This window comes from Streptomyces sp. NPDC089424 (assembly GCF_044749345.1).
Classification (GTDB): Bacteria; Actinomycetota; Actinomycetes; order Streptomycetales; family Streptomycetaceae; genus Streptomyces.
The window spans coordinates 504,611-530,268 of record NZ_JBIVHU010000001.1 but is presented as its reverse complement, the minus strand read 5'-3'; the positions used below and the strand labels follow the sequence as shown (position 1 = coordinate 530,268).

The following is a 25,658-nucleotide window of genomic DNA, read 5'->3' as shown; positions in this document are numbered from 1 at the left end:
CGGACAACATCGGATCCCCGGGAGCGGGCGAACACGGCATACGGGAGACGGGACCTCCCCGTGCGGGCGACGACGGGAACCGCCGGTCCGGCCCTTAGGGTGGGCCACCATGACATGGCTGATCACCGGCGGTGCCGGATACATCGGAGCGCACGTGGCGCGGGTCATGGCGGAGGCCGGGGAGCGCGTCGTGGCGCTGGACGACCTCTCGGCCGGGGTGCCGACGCGGCTCCCGGCGGACGTCCCCCTGGTGCGGGGCTCCTGCGGGGACGCCGAGCTGCTCAAGCGGGTGCTCGCCGAGCACGCGGTGACCGGTGTGGTGCATCTCGCGGCACGCAAGCAGGTCGGCGAGTCCGTCGCACAGCCGGCGCGCTACTACGCGGAGAACGTCGGCGGCCTCGCGACCCTGTTGGAGGCGGTCGCCGGCGCCGGGGTCGGGCGCTTCCTCTTCTCCTCCTCCGCGGCCGTGTACGGCAACCCCGATGTGGAACTCATCACGGAGGACACCCCGTGCGCCCCGATGAGCCCCTACGGCGAGACCAAACTCGCCGGTGAGTGGCTGGTGCGCGCGGCGGGCCGGGCGCACGGCATCGCCACCGCGTGCCTGCGCTACTTCAACGTGGCGGGCGCGGCGAGCCCGGAGCTGGCCGACACCGGGGTGTTCAACGTGGTTCCCATGGTCTTCGACCGGCTGACCCGCGACGAGGCCCCGCGCATCTTCGGCGACGACTACCCGACGCCGGACGGCACCTGTGTGCGCGACTACATCCACGTCGCCGACCTCGCCGACGCGCACCTCGCGGCGGCCCGGCGGCTGTCGGCGCCCGGGGCGTCGGGCGACCTGACCGTGAACATCGGACGGGGCGAGGGTGTCTCGGTGCGTGAGCTGGTCACCCTGATCGGTGAGGTGACCGGTGACAGGCGTCCCGCCGTAGTTCAGGAGCGTCGGCCCGGGGACGCGCCGCGCGCCGTCGCCTCGGCGGCGCTGGCCGCCGCGGAGCTGGACTGGGCAGCGCGGCGCTCAGTACCCGAGATGGTCGAATCGGCATGGCGGGGATGGCGGCTCCACCACGGCCGCTGAGCCCTCGCCGAGCCTCGCAGCGCCCTGACCTGCCCTTCGTTTCCGCAGGTCAGGGCACATGACAACGGTGTTCAGTGCCGCGTTGCCGGATACCCCCCACCCGTAGTTCACTGGGCTCCGGACCCGATCGCAGGAGGCGGCGTTTCATGGGGGCAGGGCACGATCACGGGCACGCGCACGGCGCGCCGCCCACCGGTACGGCGGCCGCGGCGTACCGCGGCCGGCTGCGGGTCGCGCTGGGTATCACGCTCACGGTCATGGTGGTCGAGATCGTCGGCGGTGTGCTCGCGGACTCCCTCGCGCTGATCGCCGACGCCGCGCACATGGCCACCGACGCGCTCGGTCTCGGCATGGCCCTGCTGGCGATCCACTTCGCCAACCTGCCGGCCAGCGCCAACCGGACCTTCGGGTTCGCCCGTGCCGAGATCCTCGCCGCGCTCGCCAACTGTCTGCTGCTGCTCGGGGTCGGCGGCTACGTGCTCGTGGAGGCGATCCAGCGCTTCATCACGCCGACCGCCACCGAGGGCGGACTGACCATCGTGTTCGGCGCGATCGGTCTGGTGGCGAACATGATCTCGCTCACGCTGCTCATGCGGGGTCAGAAGGAGAGCCTGAACGTGCACGGCGCGTTCCTGGAGGTCGCCGCCGACGCGCTGGGCTCGGTCGCGGTGCTGATCTCGGCCGCGGTGATCCTCACGACCGGCTGGCAGGCCGCCGACCCGATCGCCTCGCTGGTCATCGGCCTGATGATCGTGCCGCGTACGCTGAAACTGCTGCGCGAGACGCTCGACGTGCTGCTGGAGTCGGCGCCCAAGGGCGTCGACATGGCGGAGGTGCGCACCCACATGCTCGGGGTCGACGGGGTCGAGGACGTGCACGACCTGCACGCCTGGACGATCACCTCCGGGATGCCGGTGCTCTCGGCGCACGTCGTCGTCCGTTCCGACGTCCTGAACGCGATAGGGCACGAGAAGATCCTGCACGAGCTCCAGGGCTGCCTGGGACACCACTTCGACGTGGAGCACTGCACCTTCCAGCTGGAGCCGGGCGGCCACGCGGAGCACGAGCCGCGGTTGTGCCACTGAGCTTCGAGCCCCGCGCACCCAGGCCGCCCGACGTGGGACGGGCCCTCGCCGGAGCCTCCGGAGCGCGCCGCACCGCCGCGCGCGCCCGCGTCTTCGTGTACAGCCCGTAACGGATGGTTCCTTCTCCGTGATCCGGGCACGATCACCTTCCGGGGCCCTCTTCCGGTGCCGACGCGCCGGGAAGTGCCGGGAGTGCCGGATTCGTACGGCAGACTGGGGCGCGAGGAACGAGGCGAAGGATGGGTATGCCGATCACACCTGCCACCGCGACGCACAGCTCGTCGAACGGCACCGCGGAAGCGATCCTGCTGGAACTGGTCGACGAGAACGGCGCGACGATCGGTACCGCGGAGAAGCTGGCCGCCCATCAGCCGCCGGGGCAGCTGCACCGGGCGTTCTCGGTGTTCCTGTTCGACGAGTACGGCCGTCTGCTGCTGCAGCAGCGGGCCCTGGGCAAGTACCACTCCCCCGGTGTGTGGTCCAACACCTGCTGCGGCCACCCCTACCCCGGCGAGGCGCCCTTCGCGGCGGCGGCCCGGCGGACGTTCGAGGAGCTCGGCGTCTCCCCGTCGCTGCTCGCCGAGGCGGGCACGGTGCGCTACAACCATCCGGATCCCGCCTCCGGACTGGTGGAGCAGGAGTACAACCACCTCTTCGTCGGACTGGTGCAGGCACCGCTGCGGCCGGACCCGGAGGAGGTGCACGCCACCGCGTTCGTCACACCGGACGAGCTGACGGAGCGGCACGCCAAGGACACCTTCTCGGCCTGGTTCATGACGGTGCTGGACGCGGCCCGTCCCGCGATCAGGGAGCTGACCGGTCCGTCCGAGGGCTGGTGAGCCTCAGATCAGCCCGCGGGGGTCGAGCGGCAGGGCGGCCCAGATCACCTTGCCGCCGCTCGTCGTGTGCTCGACGTCGCACACCCCGCCCACCTCACGGGTGATCTCGCGCACCAGCAGCAGGCCCCGTCCGCCGGTCCTGCCGTGGTCGGTCTCCAGGGCGGTGGGGCGGTACGGGTGGTTGTCCTCGACGGACACCCGCACCCACTCGGCGCCGACGGCGACCTCCACGGCCAGCATCGGCGAGAGCACCGCCGCGTGCCGTACGGCGTTCGTGACCAGCTCGGAGACGATCAGCAGCAGTCCCTGGAGCACGTCCTCCGTGACCGGCACCCGCTGACGCAGGAGCAGGTCCCGTACGGCGTGCCGGGCCTGCGGGACCGAGGCGTCGACCGCCGGAGCGGTGAACCGCCACACCCCCTCGTAGGACAAGGGGTCGCGTGTCCTCGGCTCGACGGGTGCGTCTGTGCCGCCTTCGGGGCGTGGGGCGGGCCCGCGCCCGTGGTCGTCCATGGTCCGGTCGCCACCCTTGTGCTCGATTGTCACCACACGTCGAGTGTTGGTACCGGACCGCTCCCCACCGGAGGACTGAACAGAAGTCAGCGACTATCGAGCGCTTCTGACCGTTGGCGTATGACCCCGTCAGGTGTGGGACTGCATCCTGTTCCGCCGGTGCCGACTTTACGAACTATTCGGCTTGTACGGGTTTCGTGGTGCCGTCCGGGCCGTCCTCCTCGGCGCCTGCGCCGGTGGCCTCCTCCACCAGGCCGACGACCCGGCGGCCGCCGAAGCCGGTCGCGATCAGGCCGAGGCCGTCGAAGAGCAGGGCCAGCGAGATGAACGTGCCGATGACGTACTGGCCGGCGCTCGGCCACGACGCCAGCACCGCGATGCCCAGCAGCAGGTCGAAGGCGCCCAGCAGCAGCGTCCAGCCGAACTGCGGGCCGCGCACCACCAGGCCGCCGACCAGCCGGAAGATCCCCGCGGTGAGGAACAGCAGGGCGGCGAACATGGCCAGCGCGTCCGCCGCGGCCTCGGGGCTCGTCAGGATCACCACGCCCGCCGCGAGGTTCAGGGCCGCGACGATCGCCGCGAGCCAGAAGAAGTTGCTGCCGCGCCCCTCGATGGCGTGCAGCAGTCCGACGACGCCCCCGATCAGCAGCAGCCAGCCGAACAGCAGCATGGACGTCAGGGTGGCCACACCCGTGTACACCAGCCCCACGAGACCGCACAGGACCAGCAGCACGCCCAGCGCGACCAGCCGGGCGAAGCCACGCCGCAGTTTCGCCTTCCCGTCCTTCGCGGTCCCGGTCATCGGACCGCCTCCTCTCCCGAGCCCCTCGGCGACGGCGGTGAGCCTTGCTACGGCTAGCATCCGGCACATGGAGCCCCAGTTGCTGCACGACGTCACCGACTCGGTCGCCACCGTCGTCATCTCCCATCCGGCCAAGCGCAACGCCATGACCGCCGGGATGTGGCGCGCGCTGCCCGTGCTGCTGGACGCCCTGGCGACCGACCCCGGGGTACGGGCCCTGGTGCTGACGGGCGAGGGCGGCACGTTCTGCGCGGGCGCCGACATCTCCACGCTACGTTCCTCGCCCGCCGAGGCACAGGGGCTGGCCGTGCTGGCCGAGGAGGCGCTCGCCGCGTTCCCGAAGCCGACGCTGGCGGCGGTCCGCGGGCACTGTGTGGGCGGCGGGGCACAGCTGGCGGCCGCCTGCGACCTGCGGTTCGCGCAGGAGGGCGCGCTGTTCGGGGTGACGCCCGCGAAGCTCGGGATCGTCTATCCGGCCTCCGCGACCCGGCGGCTGGTGTCGCTGATCGGTCCGGCCGCCACCAAGTACCTGCTGTTCTCGGGCGAGTTGATCGACACCGGCCGGGCGTTGCGCACCGGGCTGGTCGACGAGGTGCTGCCCGAGGGAGAACTCGACAAGCGGGTCGCGGAGTTCACCCGGATCCTGGTCTCCCGTTCGCAGCTGACGCAGGCCTCGGCGAAGGAGTTCGCCGACGGGCGCACCGACCGCGACGCCCACTGGGCCGAGCACGCGCGCGGCAGCGCCGACACGGCGGAGGGCGTCGCCGCGTTCCTGGAGCGGCGCCGGCCGCGCTTCACCTGGACGGTGCCTACCTCAGGATGAAACGGCTCCGGGCGCGCAGGGCCTCGACGACATGCGCCGGCGCCTTCTGCGGGGACCCGGCGTCGTAGGGCGGCTGCGGGTCGTACTCCGTGGCCAGTTGCACGGCCTGGGCGTGGTCGTCACCGGCGATCCTGCCGAGGAGGGTCAGCGCCATGTCGATGCCGGAGGAGACGCCGGCGGCGGTGACGTACTTTCCGTCGAAGACGACCCGCTCGCCGGTCGGTTCGGCGCCGAGCGGCCTGAGCTGGTCGAGGGCCAGCCAGTGGGAGGTGGCACGGCGCCCGGCGAGCAGGCCGGCCGCGGCGAGCAGCAGGGAGCCGGTGCACACGGAGGTCGTCCAGGTACTGGTGGCGTCCACGGCGCGCAGCCAGTCCAGGAGGACGCGGTCGTCCATCAGGGCGCTCTGTCCCGGGCCGCCGGGGACGACCACGACGTCCGGTCGCCGGACCTCGTCGAGCGTCCTGTCCGCGGTCAGGGCCAGCACCCCGTTGTCGCTGCGGACGGGTCCGGCCTCCTTGGCGACGAAGACCGTCTCGGCGTCCGGGATCCGGGAGAGGATCTCGTAGGGGCCGACGGCGTCGAGGGCGGTGAAACGGTCGAAGACGAGCAGGGCGATCTGCATGGCGGGCCTTTCGGTGGGTGGGCGGAGCCTCATCGGGCCGGTGCCGGTTCCGGGGTCGGTGCCAGGGCCGGGGCCGGTGCCGGGGCCGGTGCCGGGGCCGGGGCCGGTGCCGGGGCCGGGGCCGGTGCCGGGGCCGGGGCCGGGGCCGGGGCCGGGCGGAAGCGCCGGCGGTATTCGGCCGGGGGCGTTCCCAGGGCGGCGACGAAGGCGCGGCGCATGGCTTCCGGGGTGCCGTAGCCGCTGGAACGGGAGATCTCGTGTATGCCCTCGCCGGTGTCCTCCAGCAGGCGGCGGGCGTGTTCGAGGCGGACGCGGTCCACGTAGCGGCCGGGCGTCGTGCCGGTCTCGGCGCGGAAGGCTCGGGCGAAGTGGCGGGGCGAGAAGCCGGCACGCGCCGCGAGGGCCTCGACGGTCAGATCACCGGCAGGGTGCTCGGTGATCCACCGCTGGACCTCGCGCAGCGGTTCGCGGCGCGCGGTCTGGGCGGCGAGCTGGGCGCTGAACTGGGACTGGTTGCCGGGACGGCGCAGGAAGACCACGAGGTGCCGGGCGACGGTCATGGCCACGTCGCGGCCCAGGTCCTCCTCGACCAGGGCGAGGGCCAGGTCGATGCCCGCGGTGACTCCCGCCGAGGTGGCGACCTGACCGTCGCGGACGTAGATGGGATCGGCGTCCACCCGTACCGCGGGGTGGTTCCGGGCGAGGGTGGCGGCGTACGCCCAGTGGGTCGTGGCGTCCCGGCCGTCGAGCAGGCCCGCCTCGGCCAGCAGGATGGCGCCGGTGCAGACGGAGACCAGCCGTGCGGCACGCGGTCCGCGCACCCGCAGCCAGTCGGTCAGACGCGGGTCGGGCCCGCGGGTGCCGCGCCCGCCGGGCACCACGAGGGTGTGCGGATCGGGGGCGTCGGCGAGCGCCTGGTCCGGTACGAGCGTCAGTCCGCTGGAGGCGCGCACCGGGCCGCCGTCCAGGGAGGCGGTACGGATGCGGTAGGTCCCGGGGGTGAGCTGCTCGGCTCCCGCGAAGACCTCCACGGGGCCGGTGACATCGAGGCTCTGCACGCCGTCGAAGAGGACGACCAGAACGGTTCGCTGCGCCATACCGGCGATTCTTCGCGTGTCCCGGCATGGCCGCAATGACGCGCTTCCCACCTTTCCTGCCCTCGCCTTGATCGGCATGGGCCGCCGAGGACGAGGTACTCGACAGGCGTCCGCCGGAAGCGACCGCTGCGCCGCGGACGAGAGAGAGCAGCACCACGGACGAAAGGGGAACAACGTGTTCCGTGCCATCGCGGATGTCCTGCGCCAGATCGGCGGTGCCGTCGCCACGGTCGTGACGCTGCCGTTCAGGGCCGTGGCCCGCCTCTTCGGCGGCGCCTCCGGATCCGGACGGCGTGGCGCGCGCCGGGTCTGAGAACCGCCGCCCCGCCACTTCCCGCCCTGGTCCCCTGTTGTCGGTGCCACCTGCCACAATTGCCGCGCAACCCGAAGTGGAGAAGGCGGTACGGGATCGTGACGACACCCCTCGTAGGGTCCATCGAAGGCAGGATCGCCGAGGAGCTCGGCGTACGGGAGCGGCAGGTCAAGGCTGCCGTGGAGCTGCTCGACGGCGGTTCCACGGTGCCTTTCATCGCCCGCTACCGCAAGGAAGCGACCGAGATGCTCGACGACGCGCAGCTGCGCACGCTCGAGGAGCGGTTGCGCTATCTGCGGGAGCTGGAGGAGCGGCGCACGGCGATCCTGGAGTCGGTGCGCGAGCAGGGCAAGCTCACCGACGAGCTGCGGGCGCGGATCCTGGCCGCGGAGACCAAGGCGCGCCTGGAGGACATCTATCTGCCGTACAAGCCCAAGCGGCGTACGAAGGCGCAGATCGCGCGCGAGGCCGGTCTGGAGCCGCTGGCCGAGGGGCTGCTCGGCGACACCTCCGTCGAGCCCCTCGCGGCCGCGGCTGCGTTCGTCGACGCGGACAAGGGCGTGGCCGACCCGCAGGCCGCCCTGGACGGCGCGCGGGCGATCCTCACCGAGCGGTTCTCGGAGGACGCCGACCTCATCGGTGAGCTGCGTGAGCGCATGTGGGTGCGCGGGCGGCTGGCCGCGAAGGTGCGGGAGGGCAAGGAGGAGGCCGGCGCCAAGTTCGCGGACTACTTCGACTTCGCCGAGCCCTTCACCGAACTGCCCTCGCACCGCGTCCTCGCGATGCTGCGCGGGGAGAAGGAGGAGGTCCTCGACCTCGTCCTGGAGCCGGAGGAGCCGGTGGAGGGCCCTTCGTCGTACGAGGGGATCATCGCCGGCCGGTTCGGGATCGCCGACCGCGGGCGCCCCGGCGACAAGTGGCTGACGGACACCGTCCGCTGGGCCTGGCGGACCCGTGTCCTGGTCCACCTCGGCATCGACCTGCGCCTGCGGCTGCGCACCGCCGCCGAGGACGACGCCGTCGGCGTGTTCGCGGCGAACCTGCGCGACCTGCTGCTCGCCGCCCCGGCCGGCACGCGCGCCACGCTGGGCCTGGACCCCGGTTTCCGCACCGGGGTGAAGGTGGCCGTCGTCGACGCCACCGGCAAGGTCGTCGCCACCGACGTCATCCACCCGCACGTCCCGGCCAACCGCTGGGACGAGGCGATCGCCAAGCTGGCCCGGCTCGCCGAGGAGCACGCGGTCGAGCTGGTGGCCATCGGCAACGGCACCGCGTCCCGCGAGACCGACAAGCTCGCCGGTGAACTGATCACCAAGCACCCGGAGTTGAAGCTCACCAAGGTGATGGTGTCCGAGGCCGGCGCGTCGGTGTACTCGGCCTCCGCCTTCGCCTCGCAGGAGCTGCCCGACATGGACGTGTCGCTGCGCGGCGCGGTGTCGATCGCACGCCGGCTCCAGGATCCGCTCGCCGAGCTGGTGAAGATCGACCCGAAGTCGATCGGGGTCGGCCAGTACCAGCACGACCTGTCCGAGGTGAAGCTGTCGCGCTCACTGGACGCGGTGGTCGAGGACTGTGTGAACGGCGTGGGTGTCGACGTCAACACCGCGTCCGCGCCGCTGCTCTCCCGTGTCTCGGGCATCTCCTCGGGGCTCGCGGAGAACATCGTGGCCCACCGGGACGCCAACGGCCCGTTCACGTCCCGCTCCGAGCTGAAGAACGTGGCGCGGCTCGGGCCGAAGGCCTACGAGCAGTGCGCGGGCTTCCTGCGCATCCGGGGCGGCTCGGACCCGCTGGACGCCTCCAGCGTGCACCCCGAGGCCTACCCGGTGGTGCGGCGGATGGTGAAGACCACCGGCCAGGAGGTGGCCGCGCTGGTCGGCAACACGAGCGTGCTGCGGTCGCTGCGGCCGCAGGACTTCGTGGACGAGACCTTCGGTCTGCCGACGGTCGGCGACATCCTCAAGGAGCTGGAGAAGCCGGGGCGCGATCCGCGCCCGGCGTTCCGGACGGCCACCTTCAAGGAGGGCGTCGAGAAGCTCGCCGACCTGGAGTCGGGCATGGTCCTGGAGGGCGTGGTCACCAATGTGGCCGCGTTCGGGGCGTTCGTCGACGTCGGCGTCCACCAGGACGGCCTGGTGCATGTGTCCGCCATGTCGAAGACGTTCGTCAAGGACCCGCGGGACGTCGTCAAGCCGGGTGACATCGTCAAGGTGAAGGTCCTCGACGTCGACATCCCGCGCAAGCGGATCTCCCTCACACTGCGTCTGGACGACGAGGCGGCGCCCCAGGAGCGGGGTGCCGGCGAGCGCCGTCCGCAGCGGGGCGGGCGCCCGCCGCAGCAGCGCCAGGGCGGCGGTGGCGGGCGGCAGGGCACCGGTGGCGGTAGCGGGCGGCAGGGCGCCGGTGGCGCCCGTCAGGCACCCGCTCCGGCAAACAGCGCGATGGCCGACGCCCTGCGCCGCGCCGGGCTGCTCGACCCGAAGAAGGGCGGCCGGGGCTGAGTTCGGCGGCCCGGGGGCGCGCGTGTGCGCGGCCCCGGGCCACCCCCGTCCGCGCATAGGGTGACGCCATGACCACTTCGCGTGCGGTGACCTGGGACGTCATGGCCAGTCACGGCTTCGAGACCGCCTGGGTCACGTTCGACGGGGAGACCCTGCGGGCGCGGGGCCGGGCGGTGGGGACGGATCCGGAGCCCTACTGGGTGTCGTACGAGCTCGAAACCGCCGAGGGGTACGTGACCCGGCGGCTGCGGGTGACCACCGAGACCCCCGAGGTCACGCGGACCCTCGATCTGCGCCACGACGGGCGGGGCGAGTGGACCGCCGACGGTGAGCCGCTGCCGGAGGTGAACGGGGCGCTCGACTGCGACCTGGGCCTGTGTCCCCTGACCAACACCATGCCGGTGCTCCGGCACGACCTGCACCGGACCGCAGGTGAACGGGAGTTCCTGATGGCCTGGGTCGCCGTACCGGATCTGGCCGTCCGGCCCTCCGTGCAGACCTACACCCACCTCGCCGGCACCGGCGGCGGGCGGGTGCGGTACGCCTCCGGCGACTTCCGCAGCGACCTGGACTTCGACGCGGACGGCCTCGTGGTGGACTACCCCGAGCTGGCGTCGCGGCTGACGCCCCGCTAGCGCTCGGTCACCTTGCCGTCCGCCACCTCCAGCCGGCGGGTGACGTGCACGGCGTCCAGCATGCGGCGGTCGTGGGTGACCAGCAGCAGGGTGCCGGTGTAGGCGTCGAGGGCCGACTCCAGTTGCTCGATGGCGGGCAGGTCGAGGTGGTTGGTCGGCTCGTCGAGGACCAGCAGGTTGACGCCCCGGCCCTGGAGGAGGGCGAGGGCGGCACGGGTGCGCTCGCCGGGCGAGAGGGTGTCCGCCGGACGCAGCACATGGTTTGACTTCAGACCGAACTTGGCCAGGAGGGTGCGTACTTCGGCCGGTTCGGTGTCGGGTGCCGCTTGCTGGAACGCGTCGAGCAGGGTCTGCGTGCCGTGGAACAGCTTGCGGGCCTGGTCGACCTCGCCGACCAGCACGCCCGAGCCGAGCGCGGCGTGCCCCGCGTCCAGCGAGACCCGGCCGAGCAGCGCCCCGAGCAGCGTCGACTTGCCCGCGCCGTTGGCGCCGGTGACCGCGACCCGGTCCGCCCAGTCGATCTGGAGGGAGACCGGTCCGAGCGCGAAACCGCCGCGCCGGACCTCGGCGTCGCGCAGGGTCGCCACGACCGCGCCGGAGCGGGGCGCCGAGGCGATCTCCATGCGCAGCTCCCACTCCTTGCGGGGCTCCTCGACCACGTCCAGACGCTCGATCATGCGCTGGGTCTGGCGCGCCTTCGCGGCCTGCTTCTCGCTGGCCTCGCTGCGGAACTTGCGGCCGATCTTGTCGTTGTCGTTGCCCGCCTTGCGCCGGGCGTTCTTGACGCCCTTGTCCATCCAGGAACGCTGCATCTGCGCACGGTCCTGGAGGGCGGCCTTCTTGTCGGCGTACTCCTCGAATTCCTCGCGCGCGTGCCGGCGGGCCACGTCGCGCTCCTCCAGGTAGGCCGCGTAGCCGCCGCCGTAGAGGTTGATCTGCTGCTGGGCGAGGTCGAGTTCGAGGACCTTGGTGACCGTGCGGGTGAGGAACTCGCGGTCGTGGCTGACCACGACCGTGCCGGCGCGCAGCCCGCCGACGAAGCGTTCGAGGCGCTCCAGTCCGTCGAGGTCGAGGTCGTTGGTGGGCTCGTCGAGCAGGAAGACGTCGTAGCGGGAGAGCAGCAGGGAGGCGAGTCCGGCGCGGGCCGCCTGGCCGCCGGACAGCGAGGTCATGGGCTGGTCGAGTCCGACGGCGAGGCCGAGCGAGTCGGCGACCTCCTCGGCGCGCTCGTCGAGGTCGGCGCCACCGAGGCCGAGCCAGCGCTCCAGGCCGAGGGCATAGGCGTCGTCCGCGCCGGGGGCGCCGTCGACCAGGGCCTGGGTGGCGGCGTCCATGACCCGCTGGGCCTCGGCGACGCCGGTGCGGCGGGCCAGGAAGGCGCGCACCGACTCGCCGGGCCGCCGCTCCGGCTCCTGCGGCAGATGCCCGACCGTGGCGGTGGGCGGGGACAGACGCAGCTCCCCCTGTTCCGGGGTGGCGAGTCCGGCGAGCATGCGCAGCAGGGTCGACTTGCCGGCACCGTTGGCGCCGACGAGCCCGATCACGTCACCGGGCGCGACGACCAGGTCGAGGCCGGTGAAGAGCGCGCGGTCGCCGTGGCCTGCGGCGAGGTTCTTGGCGACGAGGGTGGCAGTCATCAGACCGCCGATTCTAGTGGCCCCGCCGGGGCACCAGACCGCCTCGGCCGTCAGTGCGCCGTCGGCGCCACCAGCACGCCTTCCGCCGTCCTCGCGACCACGTACGCGGCGCCCCTCACGGCCTTCGCGTCGAGCGGGATGCGGTGCCGGCCCGGTTCGAGGAGGCCGTCGAAGACCTCGTGGGTGCGGGTGCGCGAGAGCCGGTCGAGGCGGTACGCGGTCAGGCGCACCCGGCAGGCGGAGGTGACCTCGACGCCCGCCTCGCCGTCGGCGGTGACGAGGCCGGTCAGGCGGCGCCGTGCGACGGGTCTGGGGTCGAGGGCGTGCTCGATCTGGGCGACCAGCAGCGGGACGATCGGGGCGAGGCCGTCGACGTGGGCCACCTCGACCCCGGCGCGCTCGAAGGCCCGGCGCACGGCGGCGCGCCGGCGCGCGTCCACCGGCCGGGGGAAGGCCACGGCGCTGTAGCCGCGCAGTTCGTCGGCGGGGACGCCGTCGGCGTCGTGGGCGATGTCGGCTCCGACGCCGATGGTGCGCAGCGCGGCGGCGAGCTTGGCGACCAGGGCGACGCGGGCCCCGATCAGCAGCACGCGCGGGCGGTCGGGCCCGGCGGCGTCCAGCAGGGAGCGCAGGGCCGTGCGGTAGGCGGCGCCGTGGAAGCGGAACGGGCCGATGCCCTGGTAGCCGTTCCGTTCCAGGTCGGCCTGTTCGGACGTCTGCCAGGCGAAGTCCCGCCACACGTAGTCGTCGTCGACGCGCTGGACGACCGCGGTGACCGCGCCGCACGCGAGGTCGGCGCACTCGGGACAGCCGTAGAGGACGTACCGCCCGCCGGGCAGCGGGGCCTCGGCCTCCAGCAGCAGGCCGCGCACCTGGGCGGCGAGGACGGCGGGCGGGACGTCGGAAGCGAGCGGGGACACGGCGTCCAGGTCCGAGAGCTGGAAGAGCAGCGGGCGCCCGTCGACGACGAAGTCCACGAAGTCCCGGTGCACCTGGTGGCCGCCGTCCGCGAGAACTCCACCGGCACGCATGGCCGGTGCCAGGGCGAAGGTCACGTACACGGCAGACATACGGTGAGTATCCCCACACTTGCGGCACCCTGATCGCGGCATGACACATTCCGCTACCGTCCCCGCATGAGCAGTGACGCGAGGGGCGATGTCATCGTCGTCGGCGGCGGTGTCGTGGGGCTGACGACGGCCGTGGTGCTGGCCGAGCGGGGCCTCGGGGTGCGGGTGTGGACGCGGGAGCCTGCCGAGCGGACCACCTCGGCGGTGGCGGGCGCGCTGTGGTGGCCGTACCGGATCGAGCCGCAACAGGCGGCGCGCCGCTGGGCGCTGCGCTCGCTGGATGTCTACGAGCGACTGGCCGCGAGCCCCGAGGTCACCGGCGTGCGCCTGGTCGAAGGGGTGATGGGCGAGACGGACGCGGACGCGGCGGCGTGGGCGGCGGGCCGGCTGCACGGGCTGCGTGCGGCGACACCCGAGGAGTACGCCGGTCCGGTGGGGCTGTGGGCGCGGCTGCCGTTGGTCGACATGGCTGCCCATCTGCCGTATCTGCGGGACCGGTTGAGGGCCGCCGGCGGACTCGTGGAGGAGCGCGCGGTGTCGGCGCTCGCGGAGGTGGACGCGCCGGTGGTGGTGAACTGCACGGGGCTGGGCGCGCGGGAGCTGGTGCCGGACGCGTCCGTGCGCCCGGTGCGCGGGCAGCTGGTCGTGGTGGAGAACCCGGGGATCCGCACCTGGGTCGTCTCCCAGGACGCCGGCGGTGCGATGGCGTACGTGTTCCCGCATCCGGGGCGGCTGGTGCTGGGCGGCACCTCGGAGGAGGACTCCTGGTCGAGGACGCCGGATCCGTCTCAGGCCGAGGCGATCGTGCGGCGGTGCGCGGCCCTGCGCCCGGAGATCGCCGGGGCGCGGGTGCTGGAGCACCGCGTGGGGCTGCGGCCGGTGCGCGACGCCGTGCGGCTGGAGCGCGCGACGCTGCCGGACGGGCGGGTGCTGGTGCACAACTACGGTCACGGGGGCGCGGGAGTCACCGTGGCGTGGGGGTGCGCGGAGGAGGCGGCCGGACTGACCGCCTCCTCCTGACGCTGGGCCGGCGGTCAGTGCTTGCCGATCGGGTCGCCCTCCACGTCCGTGCCGCGGCCCGGGCCGATACGCAGCTCGAACTCGCCGTCGTACTTCTTGTGGCCCTCGATGACGGCCAGTTCGACCGCCTCCGAACCCATCGCGTTGCGGACGATGACCGGGTCGCGGCGCAGGTCGCGCATGAGCGCGACGCACATGAAGATCATCACGACGACGAACGGTGCCGCCGCGAGGATCGTCAGGTTCTGCAGACCGGTCAGCGCGTCGCCCTGCCCGGAGCCGACCAGGAGCATGACGGCGGCGACCGCTCCGGTGAGCACACCCCAGAACACCACGACCGTGCGGGCCGGTTCGAGGGCGCCCTTCTGGGACAGGCTGCCCATGACGATCGAGGCCGCGTCGGCGCCGGAGACGAAGAAGATGCCGACGAGGATCATCACCAGCAGGCTGGTGACCGTGGCGATCGGGAACTCCCGCAGGAGCGCGAAGAGCTGGCCCTCCGGCGTCGACTCGTCGCCGAGCCGCCCCTGCTGCTCCATCTTCATCGCCGAGCCGCCGAACACCGCGAACCAGACCAGGCTGACCGAGCTGGGCACGAGGATGACACCGCCGACGAACTGGCGGATCGTACGGCCCCGGCTGATCCGGGCGATGAACATGCCGACGAACGGCGTCCAGGAGATCCACCAGGCCCAGTAGAAGACGGTCCAGCTGCCGAGCCAGTCCGCGACGCCCTCGCCACCGCTCGCCTCGGTGCGGCCCGCGAGCTGCGGGAGGTCACCGAGGTAGGCGAAGATCGAGGTGGGCAGCAGGTCGAGGACGATCACCGTGGGGCCCGCGACGAACACGAACAGGGCGAGCACCAGCGCCAGCACCATGTTGGTGTTGGACAGCCACTGGATGCCCTTCTCCACGCCGGAGACGGCGGAGGCGACGAACGCCAGGGTGAGCACCGCGATGATCGCGACGAGCAGTCCGGTGCTCACGTCGTCCATCCAGTCCAGCTCCCGCACGCCGGAGCCGATCTGGAGCGCGCCGAGTCCGAGGGAGGCCGCCGAGCCGAAGACGGTCGCGACGATCGCGAGGATGTCGATGACCCGCCCGGCGGTGCCGTTCGCGTGCTTGCGGCCGATGAGCGGGGTGAAGACCGCGCTGATGGTCTGCCGTCGGCGCCTGCGGAAGGTGCTGTAGGCGATGGCGAGACCGACCACGGCGTAGATCGCCCACGGGTGGAGCGTCCAGTGGAACAGGGTCGTGGCCATGGCCGTCTCCATGCGCTCGCCGGAGTCGACCGGATCCGTGCCCGGCGGTGGCGTGGTGTAGTGCGCGAGCGGCTCGCTGACGCCGTAGAACATCAGGCCGATGCCCATGCCGGCGCTGAACATCATCGCGACCCACGACACCGTGCGGAACTCGGGCTCCTCACCCTCGGCGCCGAGATGGATCCGGCCGTACCGGCTGATCGCGAGCCAGAGCGCGAAGACGACGAACCCCGAGGCGGTGAGCATGAACGCCCAGCCGCCGTTGTGCATCAGCCCGCTGAGCATGCTGCTGGAGACGCTCTCCAGGGAGTCCGTCGCGGTCGCGCCCCAGATCACGAAGGCCAGCGTGAGCACGGCGGTGACCCCGAACACGACCCTGTCGGTCCGGGGCTGCCCCTGCCCGGGAAGACCCGCCTCCGAGCCCGGCAGCGCGTCGCCTGCCGGGCCGGGGTGGTCGGTCGGTGGTTCGTTCGTCACGGGCGGCACCTTTCGTCAGAGCCACGGAGGTCACAGGTGATCCCTCCGTCTCGCCCCTACCCATGTGGCGGAAAATAGGCCTGTTTCATCGGCCCGTGTCGGGACACGCCGCTCCGGCTCACCTCCGTCCCTCCGGCAGGCGCCCGGCGGTGCGGGGATCGCGTACGCCGCTCAGCTCGGCGGCCGGGAGGGCGGCGTCGGCGTGCGCGCCGGCGGTGGCGCGGACGTAGGCGGCCGTACCGCCGACGACCGGGACGCGTGCGGAGCTGCGGGCGAGGTCCACGGTCAGCGCCGGGGTGTCGGACGGCGGGTCGATGAGGTCCTTGTCGGTGCCCGCGACGATCAGGCCCAGCCGGTGTCCGGCGGGGATCACGTGGTCGGTCGCCGCCAGGTCGAGGGTGAGGGAGTAGCGCTTGCCCGGGGTGAGCGGTGCGCCGGTGAGGTCCGAGGCGTGGTTGCCGAGGTCGGCCCAGCCGCGGCTGACGATCGTGTACCCGACGTCGGTCCTCTTGGCCTCGGTCTCCTTGTAGCAGGAGCTGTCCGCGGTGGTGGAGGGGCCCCAGCAGGTGCGGTCGGGGAGGGTGACGATGCCCTCGGCGGCGTCGGCGTAGTCGCGGATGGTGGCGGGGCCGAGGTCCACGAGGACGGCCGAGAGGTGGGCCGTGGGCGTCGAAGGGGTCACGGCGACGGTGACCTCGGAGGCGCCGGCCAGGCGCAGGTCGCGGGCGAGGGGCCGGGTGACGAAACCGGCCTTGTCGGGGGTGCTCAGGTCGATCCGCGCGGCCCAGTCGGTCTCGCTGTTGCGCGGGTCGTCCGTGAAGGTCTCGGTGCCGTGGCCGGGGCGCAGGCCCAGGCTGCCGACGCCGGGCCGGGAGCCCTCGGCGGGGCGCAGCCGTACGGTGTCCGTGCCGCGCGGCGGCCAGGACCGCGACGTCACCCACTGGTCGGGGTGGCGTTCGATGTCGGCCATCGGCTCCCGGTCGATGCCGTTGTCGTAGCCGAGGAGTTCGTGGTCGAACCAGCGGTGCAGGGTCTTCACCCAGGTGGCGCGGCGGAAGTCGAACGGGTCGACGTGGCCGGTCTGGGAGAGCCAGATCTTGCGCTGCACGCCGCTTCGCGCGAGGGCGTCCCACCAAGGGCCGACGTGCTGCATCCGTACGTTGAGGTCCTGCATGCCGTGGACCAGGAAGACACTCGCGCGCACCTCGGCCGCGTCCCTGACGTGGTCGCGCTCGCTCCACAGCGGGGTCCAGTCCCCCGTGCGCGGGGCGCCCTCGGCGAGCCTGCGCTGCACGTCGCCGCAGCGGGCGCGGGCGTCGGGGCTGTTGACGTAGTCGGAGAGCCAGTCGGGGCCGGAGCCGTACAGCGGGGCGCCCTTGGCGAAGTAGTAGTCGTACCAGGAGGAGATCGCGCTGATCGGCACGATGGTCTCCAGACCCTCGACGCCGGTGGCGGCGACGCCGTTGGCGATGGTGCCGTCCCAGCTCTTGCCGATCATCCCCGTACGGCCGTTGGTCCAGTCGGCCGTGGCCCTGGTGCCGCCGGTGCGGGTGGTCCAGGCCCTGCCGCGACCGTTCAGCCAGTCGACGACGGCCTTCGCGGACCGCACGTCGGAGCGGCCGCCGACGTCGACACAGCCGTCCGAGCGGTTGGTGCCCGCGAGGTCGACGGCGACGAAGGCGTAGCCGCGCGGCACGAAGTAGTTGTCGTAGTACAGCGGCATCCCGACGGCCTCGCCGTCGGCGTCGTACGTCTTGCGCTGGCTCTCGTTGCCCCGGCCGCAGCACGAGTAGTAGGGGCTGGCCTCCATGACGACGGGCACCTTGCGGCCCTGCTGGGCGGGTTCGCGCGGGCGCACGATGTCGACGGCGACGCGGTCGGATCTCCCGTCGCCGTCTCCGTCGAGGCCGGTGTCCACCCAGACGGCCTCACGGACGGCGGCGTCGTAGGAGTAGACGGGGCGGCTCTCCCGGGGCGTGCTGTGCCCCGGCGTGCCCTGGGCGGCGGCGGGAGTGAGGAGTGTGGCCGTCAGGGCGGCGGCGGCCGCCGTCGCGAGCGGTCTCCAGCTGAAGCGCATACGTGTCGGCATGCGCCGGACGGTACCGCCGTCAACTGCTGTGCAGAAGGGGGCGGCTGACGGCGCGTCGGAACGGACGGGAGTGGCGGGAAGCCGACGCCGGGGGGTCGCGGTGTATGAAGGCTGAAGGGCGATCTCGTGACGGCGGCCGTCGTGGCCGGGCCGGGCACGCCTCGGCCTCCTCGGGCTCCTCGGGCTCCTCGGGCTCCTCGGGCTCCGAACAGCCCTCCCCCTTACGACTTGGAGTTTCAGTGCACCGCAGAACCACGACGCCGGGCGTGCTCGCGGCGGCGTCCCTGTTGCTGGCGGTCCCGGCGTCCGCCGCCGGCCACTTGCCCGGCGCCCCCGGTATCGGCGACCCCTACTACCCGGCGTACGGCAACGGCGGCTACGACGTCTCCCACTACGACCTGCGGCTGAGGTACCGGCCCGCGGACGACCGGCTGGAGGGCACGGCGACCCTGCTGGCCCGGACCACGCAGGACCTGTCCCGGTTCAACCTGGACTTCCTGCTGGACGTGGGCGAGGTGCGGGTCGACGGGGCGAAGGCGGCGTTCCGGACCTCGGGCGAGCACGAACTGGAGATCACGCCGAGCAAGCCGCTGGCCAAGGGGACGTCCGTCACCGTGGTGGTGCGCTACAGCGGGGTGCCGTCGTCGAAGCAGGCGTACGGCTTCACCAGCTGGCTCCGCACGGCGGACGGCGGGGTCGCGGCCGGTGAGCCCGAGTCGGCGTGGTGGTGGTTCCCGAGCAACGACCACCCGCTGGACAAGGCCACCTTCGACGTGTCGGTACAGGTTCCGGACGGAACGCAGGCCCTCTCCAACGGCACGCTCCAATCGACGAGTTCGCGGGCCGGCTGGACCCGCTACGGCTGGCGGTCCGACAAGCCGCAGGCCACCTATCTCGCCACTCTCGCGGTCGGGAAGTTCGACATCACCACCGGGACGTCGCAGAGCGGCATCCCCGTCGTCAACGCGTACTCCAGGGACCTCGGCGACGTCGCCGGCGCCGCACGGGCCAGTGTCGAGCGGACCGGTGAGATCGCGGACTGGCTCACCGGCTACTTCGGGCCGTATCCCTACAACGCGCTGGGCGGCTACGTCCCGGACACCGACACCGGCTACGCGCTGGAGACACAGACCCGGCCCTTCTACAGCCCGCGGCAGTTCTCGAGCGGGTCGAACACGTCCGTGGTCGTGCACGAACTGGCCCACCAGTGGTACGGCGACCTGGTGTCGGTGTCCGGGTGGAAGGACATCTGGGTCAACGAGGGCTTCGCCCGGTACGCCCAGTGGCTGTGGTCCGAGAGCGAGGGCGAGGGAACGGCGCAGGAGATCGCGGACCACGTCTACGCGTCGCATCCGGCGGACGATCCGTTCTGGACGGTGCGCCCGGGTGACCCCGGGCCGGAGAACCAGTTCCACCTGGCCGTCTACGACCGGGGGGCGCTCGCCTTGCAGGCGCTGCGCAACGAGATCGGCGACGAGGACTTCTTCGCCGTTCTCCAGGGCTGGCCGCGGAAGTACGCCCATGGCAACGCCTCGGTCGCGGACTTCCGTCGCTACGCCGAGGGGATCTCCGGGCAGCGGCTCGGCCGGCTGTTCGACACCTGGCTGTTCCAGCCCTCGAAGCCGGGGGCGCCGGCTGCGCGGGGCGCGGACATCTCCGCGCGGCCGTCGGCGGGGAGGGGGGCCACGCAGGAACCGAAGTCGTGGAAGAAGATCGCGGCGACCAACGGGGTGCACGACCACGAGCACGGCGAATAGGGCGCGTACGGGCAGCCCCGGGCAGCGGACACGGCCCGGGGCGTGCGGATGCCGCCCCGGGGCCGTGTCGCGCTTTCGCTCACCCGGTCGTCGCGGCCGCGCGGGCGAGGAGTTCGCGCCGTCCGATCGCGTCCGCCTCGGTCGAGGGCACCGTGCAGGCGTGGGCGCCGGCGATCGCTCCGTACAGGGCGCACCGGTGGGGCGGTTCACCGCCGAGGTGGCCGAAGAGGAAGGCCGCGGCGAAGGCGTCCCCCGCGCCGTTGGAGTCCACCACCGGGGCGGGCGGCGCCACCGCGGGCACGCGGGTCAGGTCGCCGTCGGCGAGGAGGTACGCGCCCTCGGCGCCGGCCGTGGCGACGACGAGGCGGGCGCGGCCGCGTTCGGCGATGCGGCGCATGGTGCGCTCGGGGTCGGTGAGGGCTGCGGCCGAGACGAAGACGATGTCGGCGGCGAGGGCGAAGGGCTCGTGGTAGGCGTTCTCGCCGTCCCAGTCGTGCAGGTCGGTGGAGAGCGGCACGCCGGTCTCGCGCAGCACGGGCAGGGCGTGTGCGCAGGGGTGGGTGAGGGAGACGTGGACGTGGCGGCTCGACTCCGCCAGCGTCCGGACCGTCGCCTCGGGCAGCCGGTCGTCGGCGTGTGCGCGGCTCGTGTCGTACAGGGACAGCCGCCTGCCGTCGGGGCCGACGAGGTTGACCGCGCGCTTGGTGCCGGCCGGCTGCGGGACGGCGGTGAGGGCGATGCCCCGGTCCCGGTGCAGGGCGCGGACCAGGTCGCCCTCGGGGTCGTCGCCGAGCAGGTCGAGGTGGTGGGTGCGCAGGCCCAGCGCGCCGAGGCCGAGGGCGACGAAGTCGCCGGTCTGGCCCGCACGGGTGCGGATCCCGGAGTCGATCATGTAGCTGTCGGCGTACGGCAGCGGCAGCTCCGGCACGTACACGATCGTGTCCACCCCGGCCCCGCCCAGCACGAGCACGTCGATACCTCCGCTCACTTGACGCCCTCCGCGTGGTCGTAGACCGTCGCCGTGATCCGGATACCCGCCGTGGGCCCGCCGGGCAGGGGGTGTCCGCGGGTCGTCCCGGGCCGGTCGCGCAGTTCCCCGCGCCCCTTCAGGGCGCGCCCCTCACCGTGGGGACACCGGCCGGGGGCGTCGCCCCTGAAGCACTCGCGCCCTCCCCCGGGTCGCGCACCTGCACGGTGCACCCGAACACTCGCCGTGGGCCCGCCGGGACGGGAGTCTCCGCCGATAGTCCGGGGCCGGTCGCGCAGTTCCCCGCGCCCCTTCAGGGCGCGTCCCGTCGGCGCGCGGTCTCCGCTGCGGAGAGACGGGGCGGTGGCGTCGTCTCGGATGTAGGTGATCTTCGACATGACGCCACCGTAGGGGCCCGCACCGGCAGTGGGGGCTAGTTCGTCGGACGGGTGGGTTCCCGGTTCGTGTCGCGGCGGCGCAGGGCGTACCAACCGCCGACGAGCATGACCGCGATCAGCGGGATCAGCAGCAGCGTCTTGCGGCCGACCTCGGGGTCGTTCCACATCATGGCGAGGCAGGCCAGCAGGAAGGCGATCGTGGCGATCTCCGTGACCGGGCTGCCGGGCAGCCGGAAGTGCGGTCGCCGCACCAGGCCCGCCTGGGCGCGCCGGACGAAGACCAGGTGGCAGACCATGATGATCACCCAGGTGCTGATGATGCCGAGCGACGCGACGTTCAGCACGATCTCGAAGGCCTGGGCCGGCACGAGGAAGTTGAGGCCGACGCCGAGCACACACACCGCGCAGGTCAGCAGGATGCCGCCGTAGGGCACCTGGCTGCGGTTCATACGGGCGGTGAACCTGGGCGCGGAGCCCGCCATCGCCATGGAGCGCAGGATGCGGCCCGTCGAGTACAGACCGGAGTTGAGGGACGACATGGCCGCGGTCAGGACGACCAGGTTCATCACGTCGCCGGCCGCGGGGACGCCGATCTTCGACAGCACCGTGACGAAGGGGCTCTGGTCGGCCGAGTAGACCGAGCCGGGCAGCAGCAGTGCCAGCAGGACGACGGAGCCGACGTAGAACAGGCCGACGCGCCACATGATGGAGTTCACCGCGCGCGGGACGACCTTCTCCGGCTCGGCGGTCTCGCCCGCGGCGACACCGACCAGCTCCAGCGCGGCGTAGGCGAAGATCACGCCCTGCATCACGAGGACGACGGGCATCACGCCGTGCGGGAGGAATCCGCCGTTGTCGGTGATCACGCTCAGACCGGGCGTCGTGCCGCCGACCTCGTGCTGGGTGGCCAGCAGGAAGATGCCGACGAGCATGAAGCCGACCAGCGTCGCGACCTTGATGATCGCGAACCAGAACTCCATCTCGCCGAAGATCTTCACCGAGATCAGGTTCACCGCCAGGACCACCGCGAGGGCGATCAGCGCCAGCACCCACTGGGGGATGTCGGTGAACATGCTCCAGTAGTGCGTGTAGAGCGCGATCGCGGTGATGTCGGCGATACCGGTCGTCGACCAGTTCAGGAAGTACATCCAGCCGGCGACGTAGGCGCCCTTCTCACCGAGGAACTCGCGCGCGTACGACACGAAGGACCCGGAGGACGGGCGGTACAGGACGAGCTCGCCGAGGGCCCGGACGACGAAGAAGGCGAAGACGCCACAGACCAGGTAGGCCAGCGCGAGCGCCGGGCCCGCGCTGTGCAGACGGCCGCCGGCGCCCAGGAAGAGGCCGGTGCCGATGGCGCCGCCGATGGCGATCATGTTGACGTGGCGGGCCTTGAGATCCTTGCTGTAGCCGGCGTCGCCCGCGTCCGCGGGCGTCGTGGTCGTCCCGTTCCCGGCGGTGATTCTGGCCGTGTCCACGGCTTCCTTGCTCACGGGTGGTACCACTCTCTGGTGCGCCCGGGCGTCGTGCGCTCGGGTGTCCGTACGTGACTCCGGTCCGTGACCGCGCTCGTGACGCGGCACAGACCAAGGCAGCACCTTCCCACACGAATCGCCCCCCAGACGGTGGCCCGCGTCACAGAGCGTTGCTTCTCACAAGGTCACCCCGGGGACGCCTCACGATCATCTTCGGTTCATCACAGGGTGCACGCGGGGTGCGCACGAGGTTTCACAGCACTGGTGGGACAGCGATACTGCTGGGCATGACGACCGACGCCGAGGAGCCCACCCTCACGATCGACGAGCTGGCAGCGCGGGCGGGCGTCACGGTGCGCACCGTGCGCTTCTACGGCAGCAAGGGCCTGCTGCCGCCGCCCGAGATCGGCCGGCGGCGGGTGGGGCTCTACGGGCGCGGGCATCTGGCCCGGCTGGAACTCATCGAGGAGCTGCAACGGCAGGGCATGACGCTGGCCGCCATCGAGCGCTATCTGCGGCAGCTGCCGGGCGATCTCAGCGCGCACGACCTGGCGATCCACCGGGCGGTCGTGGCCTCCTGGGCGCCGGACACCGTGGAGAGCATGACGCGCGCGGAGCTGGAGCGGCGGGCGGGGCGGCCCCTGACCGACGCCGACGTCGAGCGGCTGGCCGCGATGGGCGTGGTCCGGCCGCGGGACGGCGGGTGGGACGTCGACCTCGGGCTGCTGCGGCTCGGCGTGCGGCTGCTGGACGTGCCGCTCTCCGAGGAGGCCATCCTGGCGGCGCGGGGCGTGCTCATCGCACACTCGCGCGCCGCCGCGCGCGAGCTCGCCCAGCTCTTCCGCGGTGAGGTGTCGGAGCGTGGGCCGCGGGACGTGAAGTCCCTGTCGGCCCACATGCACCCGTTGGTGGTGCAGGCGCTCCTGACGACCTTTCAGCGGTCGCTCAAGGAGGAGCTGGGCGAGTGGCTCGCGGAGTCAGGAACGGGCTGAGTCGCTGAACCGCTCCCCCTTCTCCGCCTTCTCGACCAGCAGCGCCGGCGGCAGGAAGCGGTCGCCGTAGCGCTCGGCGAGTTCCCGCGCGCGGGCCACGAAGCCGGGCAGGCCGCCCTCGTAGCCGTTGATGTACTGCAGGACGCCGCCGGTCCAGCCGGGGAAGCCGATGCCGAGGACGGAGCCGATGTTGGCGTCGGCGACGGAGGTCAGCACGCCCTCCTCCAGCAGCCGGACGGTGTCGAGCGCCTCGGCGAAGAGCATGCGCTCCTGCATGTCCTTGAAGGGGACCTCGGTGCCCGCGCGGGTGAAGTGCTCGCGCAGCCCCGGCCACAGGCCGGCCCGCTTGCCGTCCTCGCCGTACTCGTAGAAGCCGGCGCCGCCACTGCGGCCGGTGCGCCCGAACTCGTCGACCATGCGGTCGATGACGGCGTCCGCCGGGTGCGGGGTCCAGGTGCCGCCCGACTCCTCGACGGCCCGCCTCGTCTCGCTGCGAATCTTGCGCGGAAGGGTGAGTGTCAGCTCGTCCATCAGGGAGAGCACCTTGGCCGGGTAGCCGGCCTGGGCCGCCGCCTGCTCGACGGAGGCGGGCTCGACGCCCTCGCCGACCATGGCCACGCCCTCGTTGATGAAGTGGCCGATGACACGGGAGGTGAAGAAGCCGCGCGAGTCGCCCACGACGATCGGCGTCTTGTTGATCTGCCGGACCAGGTCGAAGGCGCGGGCCAGGGCGTCGTCGCCGGTCCGCTCGCCCTTGATGATCTCGACGAGCGGCATCTTGTCCACCGGCGAGAAGAAGTGCAGCCCGATGAAGTCGCCCTGGCGCTGCACGCCCTCGGCGAGGGCGGTGATGGGGAGCGTGGAGGTGTTGGAGCACAGCAGCGCGTCCGGCGCGACGATCTGCTCGATCTCCTGGAAGACCTTGTGCTTGAGCGCGGTGTCCTCGAAGACGGCCTCGATCACCGCGTCGCAGCCGGCGAGGTCCTGGGCCTCGGCGGTGGGGGTGATGCGGGCGAGCAGCGCGTCGGCCTTCTCCTGCGTGGTGCGGCCCTTGGCGACGGCCTTGGCGCACAGCTTCTCGGAGTACTCCTTGCCCTTGAGGGCGGCCTCCAGGGAGACGTCCTTGAGTACGACGTCGATGCCGGCGCGGGCGCACGAGTAGGCGATGCCGGCGCCCATCATCCCGGCGCCGAGGACGGCGACCCGGCCGACCTGGCGGCGCTCGACTCCCGTCGGGCGGTTGGCCCCGGAGTTGACGGCCTGGAGGTCGAAGAAGAACGCCTGGATCATGTTCTTCGAGGTCTGTCCGGCGGCCAGCTCCACGAAGTAGCGGGCCTCGATGACCTGGGCGGTCTCGAAATCGACCTGGGAGCCCTCGACGGCGGCGGCGAGGATGGCGCGGGGGGCGGGGTAGGGCGCGCCGTTCGTCTGCTTGCGCAGGGTGGCGGGGAAGGCGGGCAGGTTGGCCGCGAACTTCGGGTTGGCGGGGGTGCCGCCGGGGATGCGGTAGCCGGGCCTGTCCCAGGGCTGCTGCGACTCGGGGTGGGCGTCGATGAAGGCGCGGGCCTTGGCGAGCATCTCCTCGGGCGTCCCGGCCACGTCGTCGACCAGGCCGTTCTCCAGGGCGCGGCGGGGGCTGTACTGGGTGCCCTGGAGGAGCACCTTGAGCAGGGCGTCGGCGATGCCGAGCAGGCGGACGGTGCGGACCACGCCACCGCCGCCGGGCAGCAGGCCGAGGGTGACCTCGGGGCAGCCGATCTTCGAGCCGGGGGCGTCGAGGGCGACACGGTGGTGGCAGGCGAGGGCGATCTCGTAACCGCCGCCGAGGGCGGCGCCGTTGAGGGCGGCGACGACCGGCTTGCCGAGGGTCTCGATGCGGCGCAGGTCGCGCTTGATGGCCAGGCCGCCGTCGAACAGGTCCTGGGCGGTCTCCGGGGTGACCCGGATCAGGTCGCGCAGGTCGCCGCCGGCGAAGAAGGTCTTCTTGGCGGAGGTGAGGACGATGCCGCGGATGGAGTCCCGTTCGGCCTCCAGCCGGTCGGTGACCGCGGCGAGGGAGGCGCGGAACGCCCCGTTCATGGTGTTCGCGGACTGGTTCGGGTCGTCGAGGACGAGGGTGACGACGCCGGTCTCGTCCTGCTCCCAGCGGATGGTGGTGCTCTCGGTCATTGCTACTCCGTATCGGGGTCTGGGACGGGCCGGG

Annotated in this window: 21 protein-coding genes; 10 read left to right on the top strand and 11 right to left on the bottom strand. The window is 72.5% G+C overall.

Annotated elements, in window-relative coordinates:
* The first annotated feature begins 109 nt into the window (after nucleotides 1-109).
* The 3 genes from galE to idi all read left to right on the top strand — a co-directional run bounded on the left by galE (nucleotide 110) and on the right by idi (nucleotide 3,005).
* Nucleotides 110-1,081 (top strand): UDP-glucose 4-epimerase GalE, encoded by a 972-nt coding sequence (gene galE, locus ACIP2X_RS02185; RefSeq protein WP_401666325.1) that lies wholly within the window; start codon nucleotides 110-112, stop codon nucleotides 1,079-1,081.
* 146 nt (nucleotides 1,082-1,227) lie between these two features.
* Nucleotides 1,228-2,166, top strand: coding sequence for a cation diffusion facilitator family transporter (locus ACIP2X_RS02180; RefSeq protein ID WP_401666323.1), 939 nt, complete (start codon nucleotides 1,228-1,230; stop codon nucleotides 2,164-2,166).
* A 245-nt stretch (nucleotides 2,167-2,411) separates the two neighbouring features.
* Nucleotides 2,412-3,005, top strand: coding sequence for an isopentenyl-diphosphate Delta-isomerase (idi, locus tag ACIP2X_RS02175; protein ID WP_401666321.1), 594 nt, complete (start codon nucleotides 2,412-2,414; stop codon nucleotides 3,003-3,005).
* Between the two features lie 3 nt (nucleotides 3,006-3,008).
* Here the strand turns inward: idi and ACIP2X_RS02170 are convergent, their stop codons facing one another.
* Nucleotides 3,009-3,518, bottom strand: a complete 510-nt coding sequence (locus ACIP2X_RS02170) for an ATP-binding protein (RefSeq protein WP_401668793.1) — start codon at nucleotides 3,516-3,518, stop codon at nucleotides 3,009-3,011.
* 175 nt (nucleotides 3,519-3,693) lie between these two features.
* Nucleotides 3,694-4,320 carry an HdeD family acid-resistance protein gene (locus ACIP2X_RS02165; protein WP_401666318.1) on the bottom strand — a complete coding sequence of 209 codons (627 nt, stop codon included), beginning with the start codon at nucleotides 4,318-4,320 and terminating at the stop codon, nucleotides 3,694-3,696.
* A gap of 67 nt (nucleotides 4,321-4,387) precedes the next feature.
* On the opposite strand from ACIP2X_RS02165, the gene ACIP2X_RS02160 reads away from it, so the two are divergent.
* Nucleotides 4,388-5,143, top strand: a complete 756-nt coding sequence (locus tag ACIP2X_RS02160) for an enoyl-CoA hydratase/isomerase family protein (RefSeq protein ID WP_401666315.1) — start codon at nucleotides 4,388-4,390, stop codon at nucleotides 5,141-5,143.
* Here the strand turns inward: ACIP2X_RS02160 and ACIP2X_RS02155 are convergent.
* The gene (locus ACIP2X_RS02155) at nucleotides 5,130-5,765 is read right to left on the bottom strand and encodes a DJ-1/PfpI family protein (protein WP_401666312.1); all 636 of its coding nucleotides are present in this window, start codon (nucleotides 5,763-5,765) and stop codon (nucleotides 5,130-5,132) included. The two genes, ACIP2X_RS02160 and ACIP2X_RS02155, sit on opposite strands and share 14 nt — an antisense overlap.
* A gap of 29 nt (nucleotides 5,766-5,794) precedes the next feature.
* Complete coding sequence (locus ACIP2X_RS02150; protein WP_401666309.1) at nucleotides 5,795-6,862, bottom strand: GlxA family transcriptional regulator; 1,068 nt, start codon at nucleotides 6,860-6,862, stop codon at nucleotides 5,795-5,797.
* 175 nt (nucleotides 6,863-7,037) lie between these two features.
* Between ACIP2X_RS02150 and ACIP2X_RS02145 the strand changes: the two genes are divergently transcribed.
* The 3 genes from ACIP2X_RS02145 (at nucleotide 7,038) to ACIP2X_RS02135 (ending at nucleotide 10,311) form a co-directional block, all read left to right on the top strand.
* Entirely contained in the window at nucleotides 7,038-7,175 is a 138-nt protein-coding gene (locus ACIP2X_RS02145) for an LPFR motif small protein (protein ID WP_401666306.1), read from the top strand.
* 98 nt (nucleotides 7,176-7,273) lie between these two features.
* Complete coding sequence (locus ACIP2X_RS02140) at nucleotides 7,274-9,676, top strand: Tex family protein (RefSeq protein WP_401666303.1); 2,403 nt, start codon at nucleotides 7,274-7,276, stop codon at nucleotides 9,674-9,676.
* A gap of 68 nt (nucleotides 9,677-9,744) precedes the next feature.
* The gene (locus ACIP2X_RS02135) at nucleotides 9,745-10,311 is read left to right on the top strand and encodes a putative glycolipid-binding domain-containing protein (RefSeq protein ID WP_401666301.1); all 567 of its coding nucleotides are present in this window, start codon (nucleotides 9,745-9,747) and stop codon (nucleotides 10,309-10,311) included.
* Here ACIP2X_RS02135 and ACIP2X_RS02130 read toward each other — a convergent pair.
* Entirely contained in the window at nucleotides 10,308-11,948 is a 1,641-nt protein-coding gene (locus ACIP2X_RS02130) for an ABC-F family ATP-binding cassette domain-containing protein (RefSeq protein WP_401666298.1), read from the bottom strand. The genes ACIP2X_RS02135 and ACIP2X_RS02130 overlap by 4 nt on opposite strands.
* 50 nt (nucleotides 11,949-11,998) lie before the next feature.
* A complete protein-coding gene (locus ACIP2X_RS02125; RefSeq protein ID WP_401666296.1) occupies nucleotides 11,999-13,018 on the bottom strand; it encodes an oxidoreductase in 1,020 nt (339 codons plus the stop codon).
* A gap of 66 nt (nucleotides 13,019-13,084) precedes the next feature.
* Between ACIP2X_RS02125 and ACIP2X_RS02120 the strand changes: the two genes are divergently transcribed.
* Nucleotides 13,085-14,038 carry an FAD-dependent oxidoreductase gene (locus ACIP2X_RS02120; RefSeq protein ID WP_401666293.1) on the top strand — a complete coding sequence of 318 codons (954 nt, stop codon included), beginning with the start codon at nucleotides 13,085-13,087 and terminating at the stop codon, nucleotides 14,036-14,038.
* Nucleotides 14,039-14,052: 14 nt separating this feature from the next.
* Here ACIP2X_RS02120 and ACIP2X_RS02115 read toward each other — a convergent pair whose 3' ends face one another.
* Entirely contained in the window at nucleotides 14,053-15,777 is a 1,725-nt protein-coding gene (locus ACIP2X_RS02115) for a BCCT family transporter (protein ID WP_401666290.1), read from the bottom strand.
* A 118-nt stretch (nucleotides 15,778-15,895) separates the two neighbouring features.
* Nucleotides 15,896-17,866, bottom strand: coding sequence for a Xaa-Pro dipeptidyl-peptidase (locus ACIP2X_RS02110; RefSeq protein ID WP_401666287.1), 1,971 nt, complete (start codon nucleotides 17,864-17,866; stop codon nucleotides 15,896-15,898).
* A gap of 239 nt (nucleotides 17,867-18,105) precedes the next feature.
* On the opposite strand from ACIP2X_RS02110, the gene ACIP2X_RS02105 reads away from it, so the two are divergent.
* Nucleotides 18,106-19,623, top strand: a complete 1,518-nt coding sequence (locus ACIP2X_RS02105; protein WP_401666284.1) for a M1 family metallopeptidase — start codon at nucleotides 18,106-18,108, stop codon at nucleotides 19,621-19,623.
* A gap of 79 nt (nucleotides 19,624-19,702) precedes the next feature.
* On the opposite strand, the gene ACIP2X_RS02100 is transcribed toward ACIP2X_RS02105, so the two are convergent.
* Both ACIP2X_RS02100 and ACIP2X_RS02095 read right to left on the bottom strand, forming a co-directional pair.
* Nucleotides 19,703-20,611 carry a PfkB family carbohydrate kinase gene (locus ACIP2X_RS02100; protein ID WP_401666281.1) on the bottom strand — a complete coding sequence of 303 codons (909 nt, stop codon included), beginning with the start codon at nucleotides 20,609-20,611 and terminating at the stop codon, nucleotides 19,703-19,705.
* Between the two features lie 412 nt (nucleotides 20,612-21,023).
* Complete coding sequence (locus ACIP2X_RS02095) at nucleotides 21,024-22,481, bottom strand: amino acid permease (protein WP_401666279.1); 1,458 nt, start codon at nucleotides 22,479-22,481, stop codon at nucleotides 21,024-21,026.
* A gap of 269 nt (nucleotides 22,482-22,750) precedes the next feature.
* Here ACIP2X_RS02095 and ACIP2X_RS02090 point away from each other — a divergent pair, with 269 nt between their 5' ends.
* Nucleotides 22,751-23,455, top strand: coding sequence for a MerR family transcriptional regulator (locus tag ACIP2X_RS02090; RefSeq protein WP_401666276.1), 705 nt, complete (start codon nucleotides 22,751-22,753; stop codon nucleotides 23,453-23,455).
* Here ACIP2X_RS02090 and ACIP2X_RS02085 read toward each other — a convergent pair.
* Nucleotides 23,441-25,624 carry a 3-hydroxyacyl-CoA dehydrogenase NAD-binding domain-containing protein gene (locus ACIP2X_RS02085; protein ID WP_401666273.1) on the bottom strand — a complete coding sequence of 728 codons (2,184 nt, stop codon included), beginning with the start codon at nucleotides 25,622-25,624 and terminating at the stop codon, nucleotides 23,441-23,443. The genes ACIP2X_RS02090 and ACIP2X_RS02085 overlap by 15 nt on opposite strands.
* Between the last annotated feature and the right edge of the window lie 34 nt (nucleotides 25,625-25,658).

Excerpts from the sequence above, each read along its gene's own strand:
- idi (WP_401666321.1), top strand. The coding sequence starts at position 2,412 with ATGCCGATCACACCTGCCACCGCGACGCACAGCTCGTCGAACGGCACC.
- ACIP2X_RS02150 (WP_401666309.1), bottom strand. The coding sequence starts at position 6,862 with ATGGCGCAGCGAACCGTTCTGGTCGTCCTCTTCGACGGCGTGCAGAGC.
- ACIP2X_RS02090 (WP_401666276.1), top strand. The coding sequence starts at position 22,751 with ATGACGACCGACGCCGAGGAGCCCACCCTCACGATCGACGAGCTGGCA.
- ACIP2X_RS02125 (WP_401666296.1), bottom strand. The coding sequence starts at position 13,018 with ATGTCTGCCGTGTACGTGACCTTCGCCCTGGCACCGGCCATGCGTGCC.
- galE (WP_401666325.1), top strand. The coding sequence starts at position 110 with ATGACATGGCTGATCACCGGCGGTGCCGGATACATCGGAGCGCACGTG.
- ACIP2X_RS02160 (WP_401666315.1), top strand. The coding sequence starts at position 4,388 with ATGGAGCCCCAGTTGCTGCACGACGTCACCGACTCGGTCGCCACCGTC.
- ACIP2X_RS02110 (WP_401666287.1), bottom strand. The coding sequence starts at position 17,866 with ATGCCGACACGTATGCGCTTCAGCTGGAGACCGCTCGCGACGGCGGCC.
- ACIP2X_RS02170 (WP_401668793.1), bottom strand. The coding sequence starts at position 3,518 with ATGGACGACCACGGGCGCGGGCCCGCCCCACGCCCCGAAGGCGGCACA.
- ACIP2X_RS02180 (WP_401666323.1), top strand. The coding sequence starts at position 1,228 with ATGGGGGCAGGGCACGATCACGGGCACGCGCACGGCGCGCCGCCCACC.
- ACIP2X_RS02155 (WP_401666312.1), bottom strand. The coding sequence starts at position 5,765 with ATGCAGATCGCCCTGCTCGTCTTCGACCGTTTCACCGCCCTCGACGCC.
- ACIP2X_RS02120 (WP_401666293.1), top strand. The coding sequence starts at position 13,085 with ATGAGCAGTGACGCGAGGGGCGATGTCATCGTCGTCGGCGGCGGTGTC.
- ACIP2X_RS02130 (WP_401666298.1), bottom strand. The coding sequence starts at position 11,948 with ATGACTGCCACCCTCGTCGCCAAGAACCTCGCCGCAGGCCACGGCGAC.
- ACIP2X_RS02135 (WP_401666301.1), top strand. The coding sequence starts at position 9,745 with ATGACCACTTCGCGTGCGGTGACCTGGGACGTCATGGCCAGTCACGGC.
- ACIP2X_RS02085 (WP_401666273.1), bottom strand. The coding sequence starts at position 25,624 with ATGACCGAGAGCACCACCATCCGCTGGGAGCAGGACGAGACCGGCGTC.
- ACIP2X_RS02165 (WP_401666318.1), bottom strand. The coding sequence starts at position 4,320 with ATGACCGGGACCGCGAAGGACGGGAAGGCGAAACTGCGGCGTGGCTTC.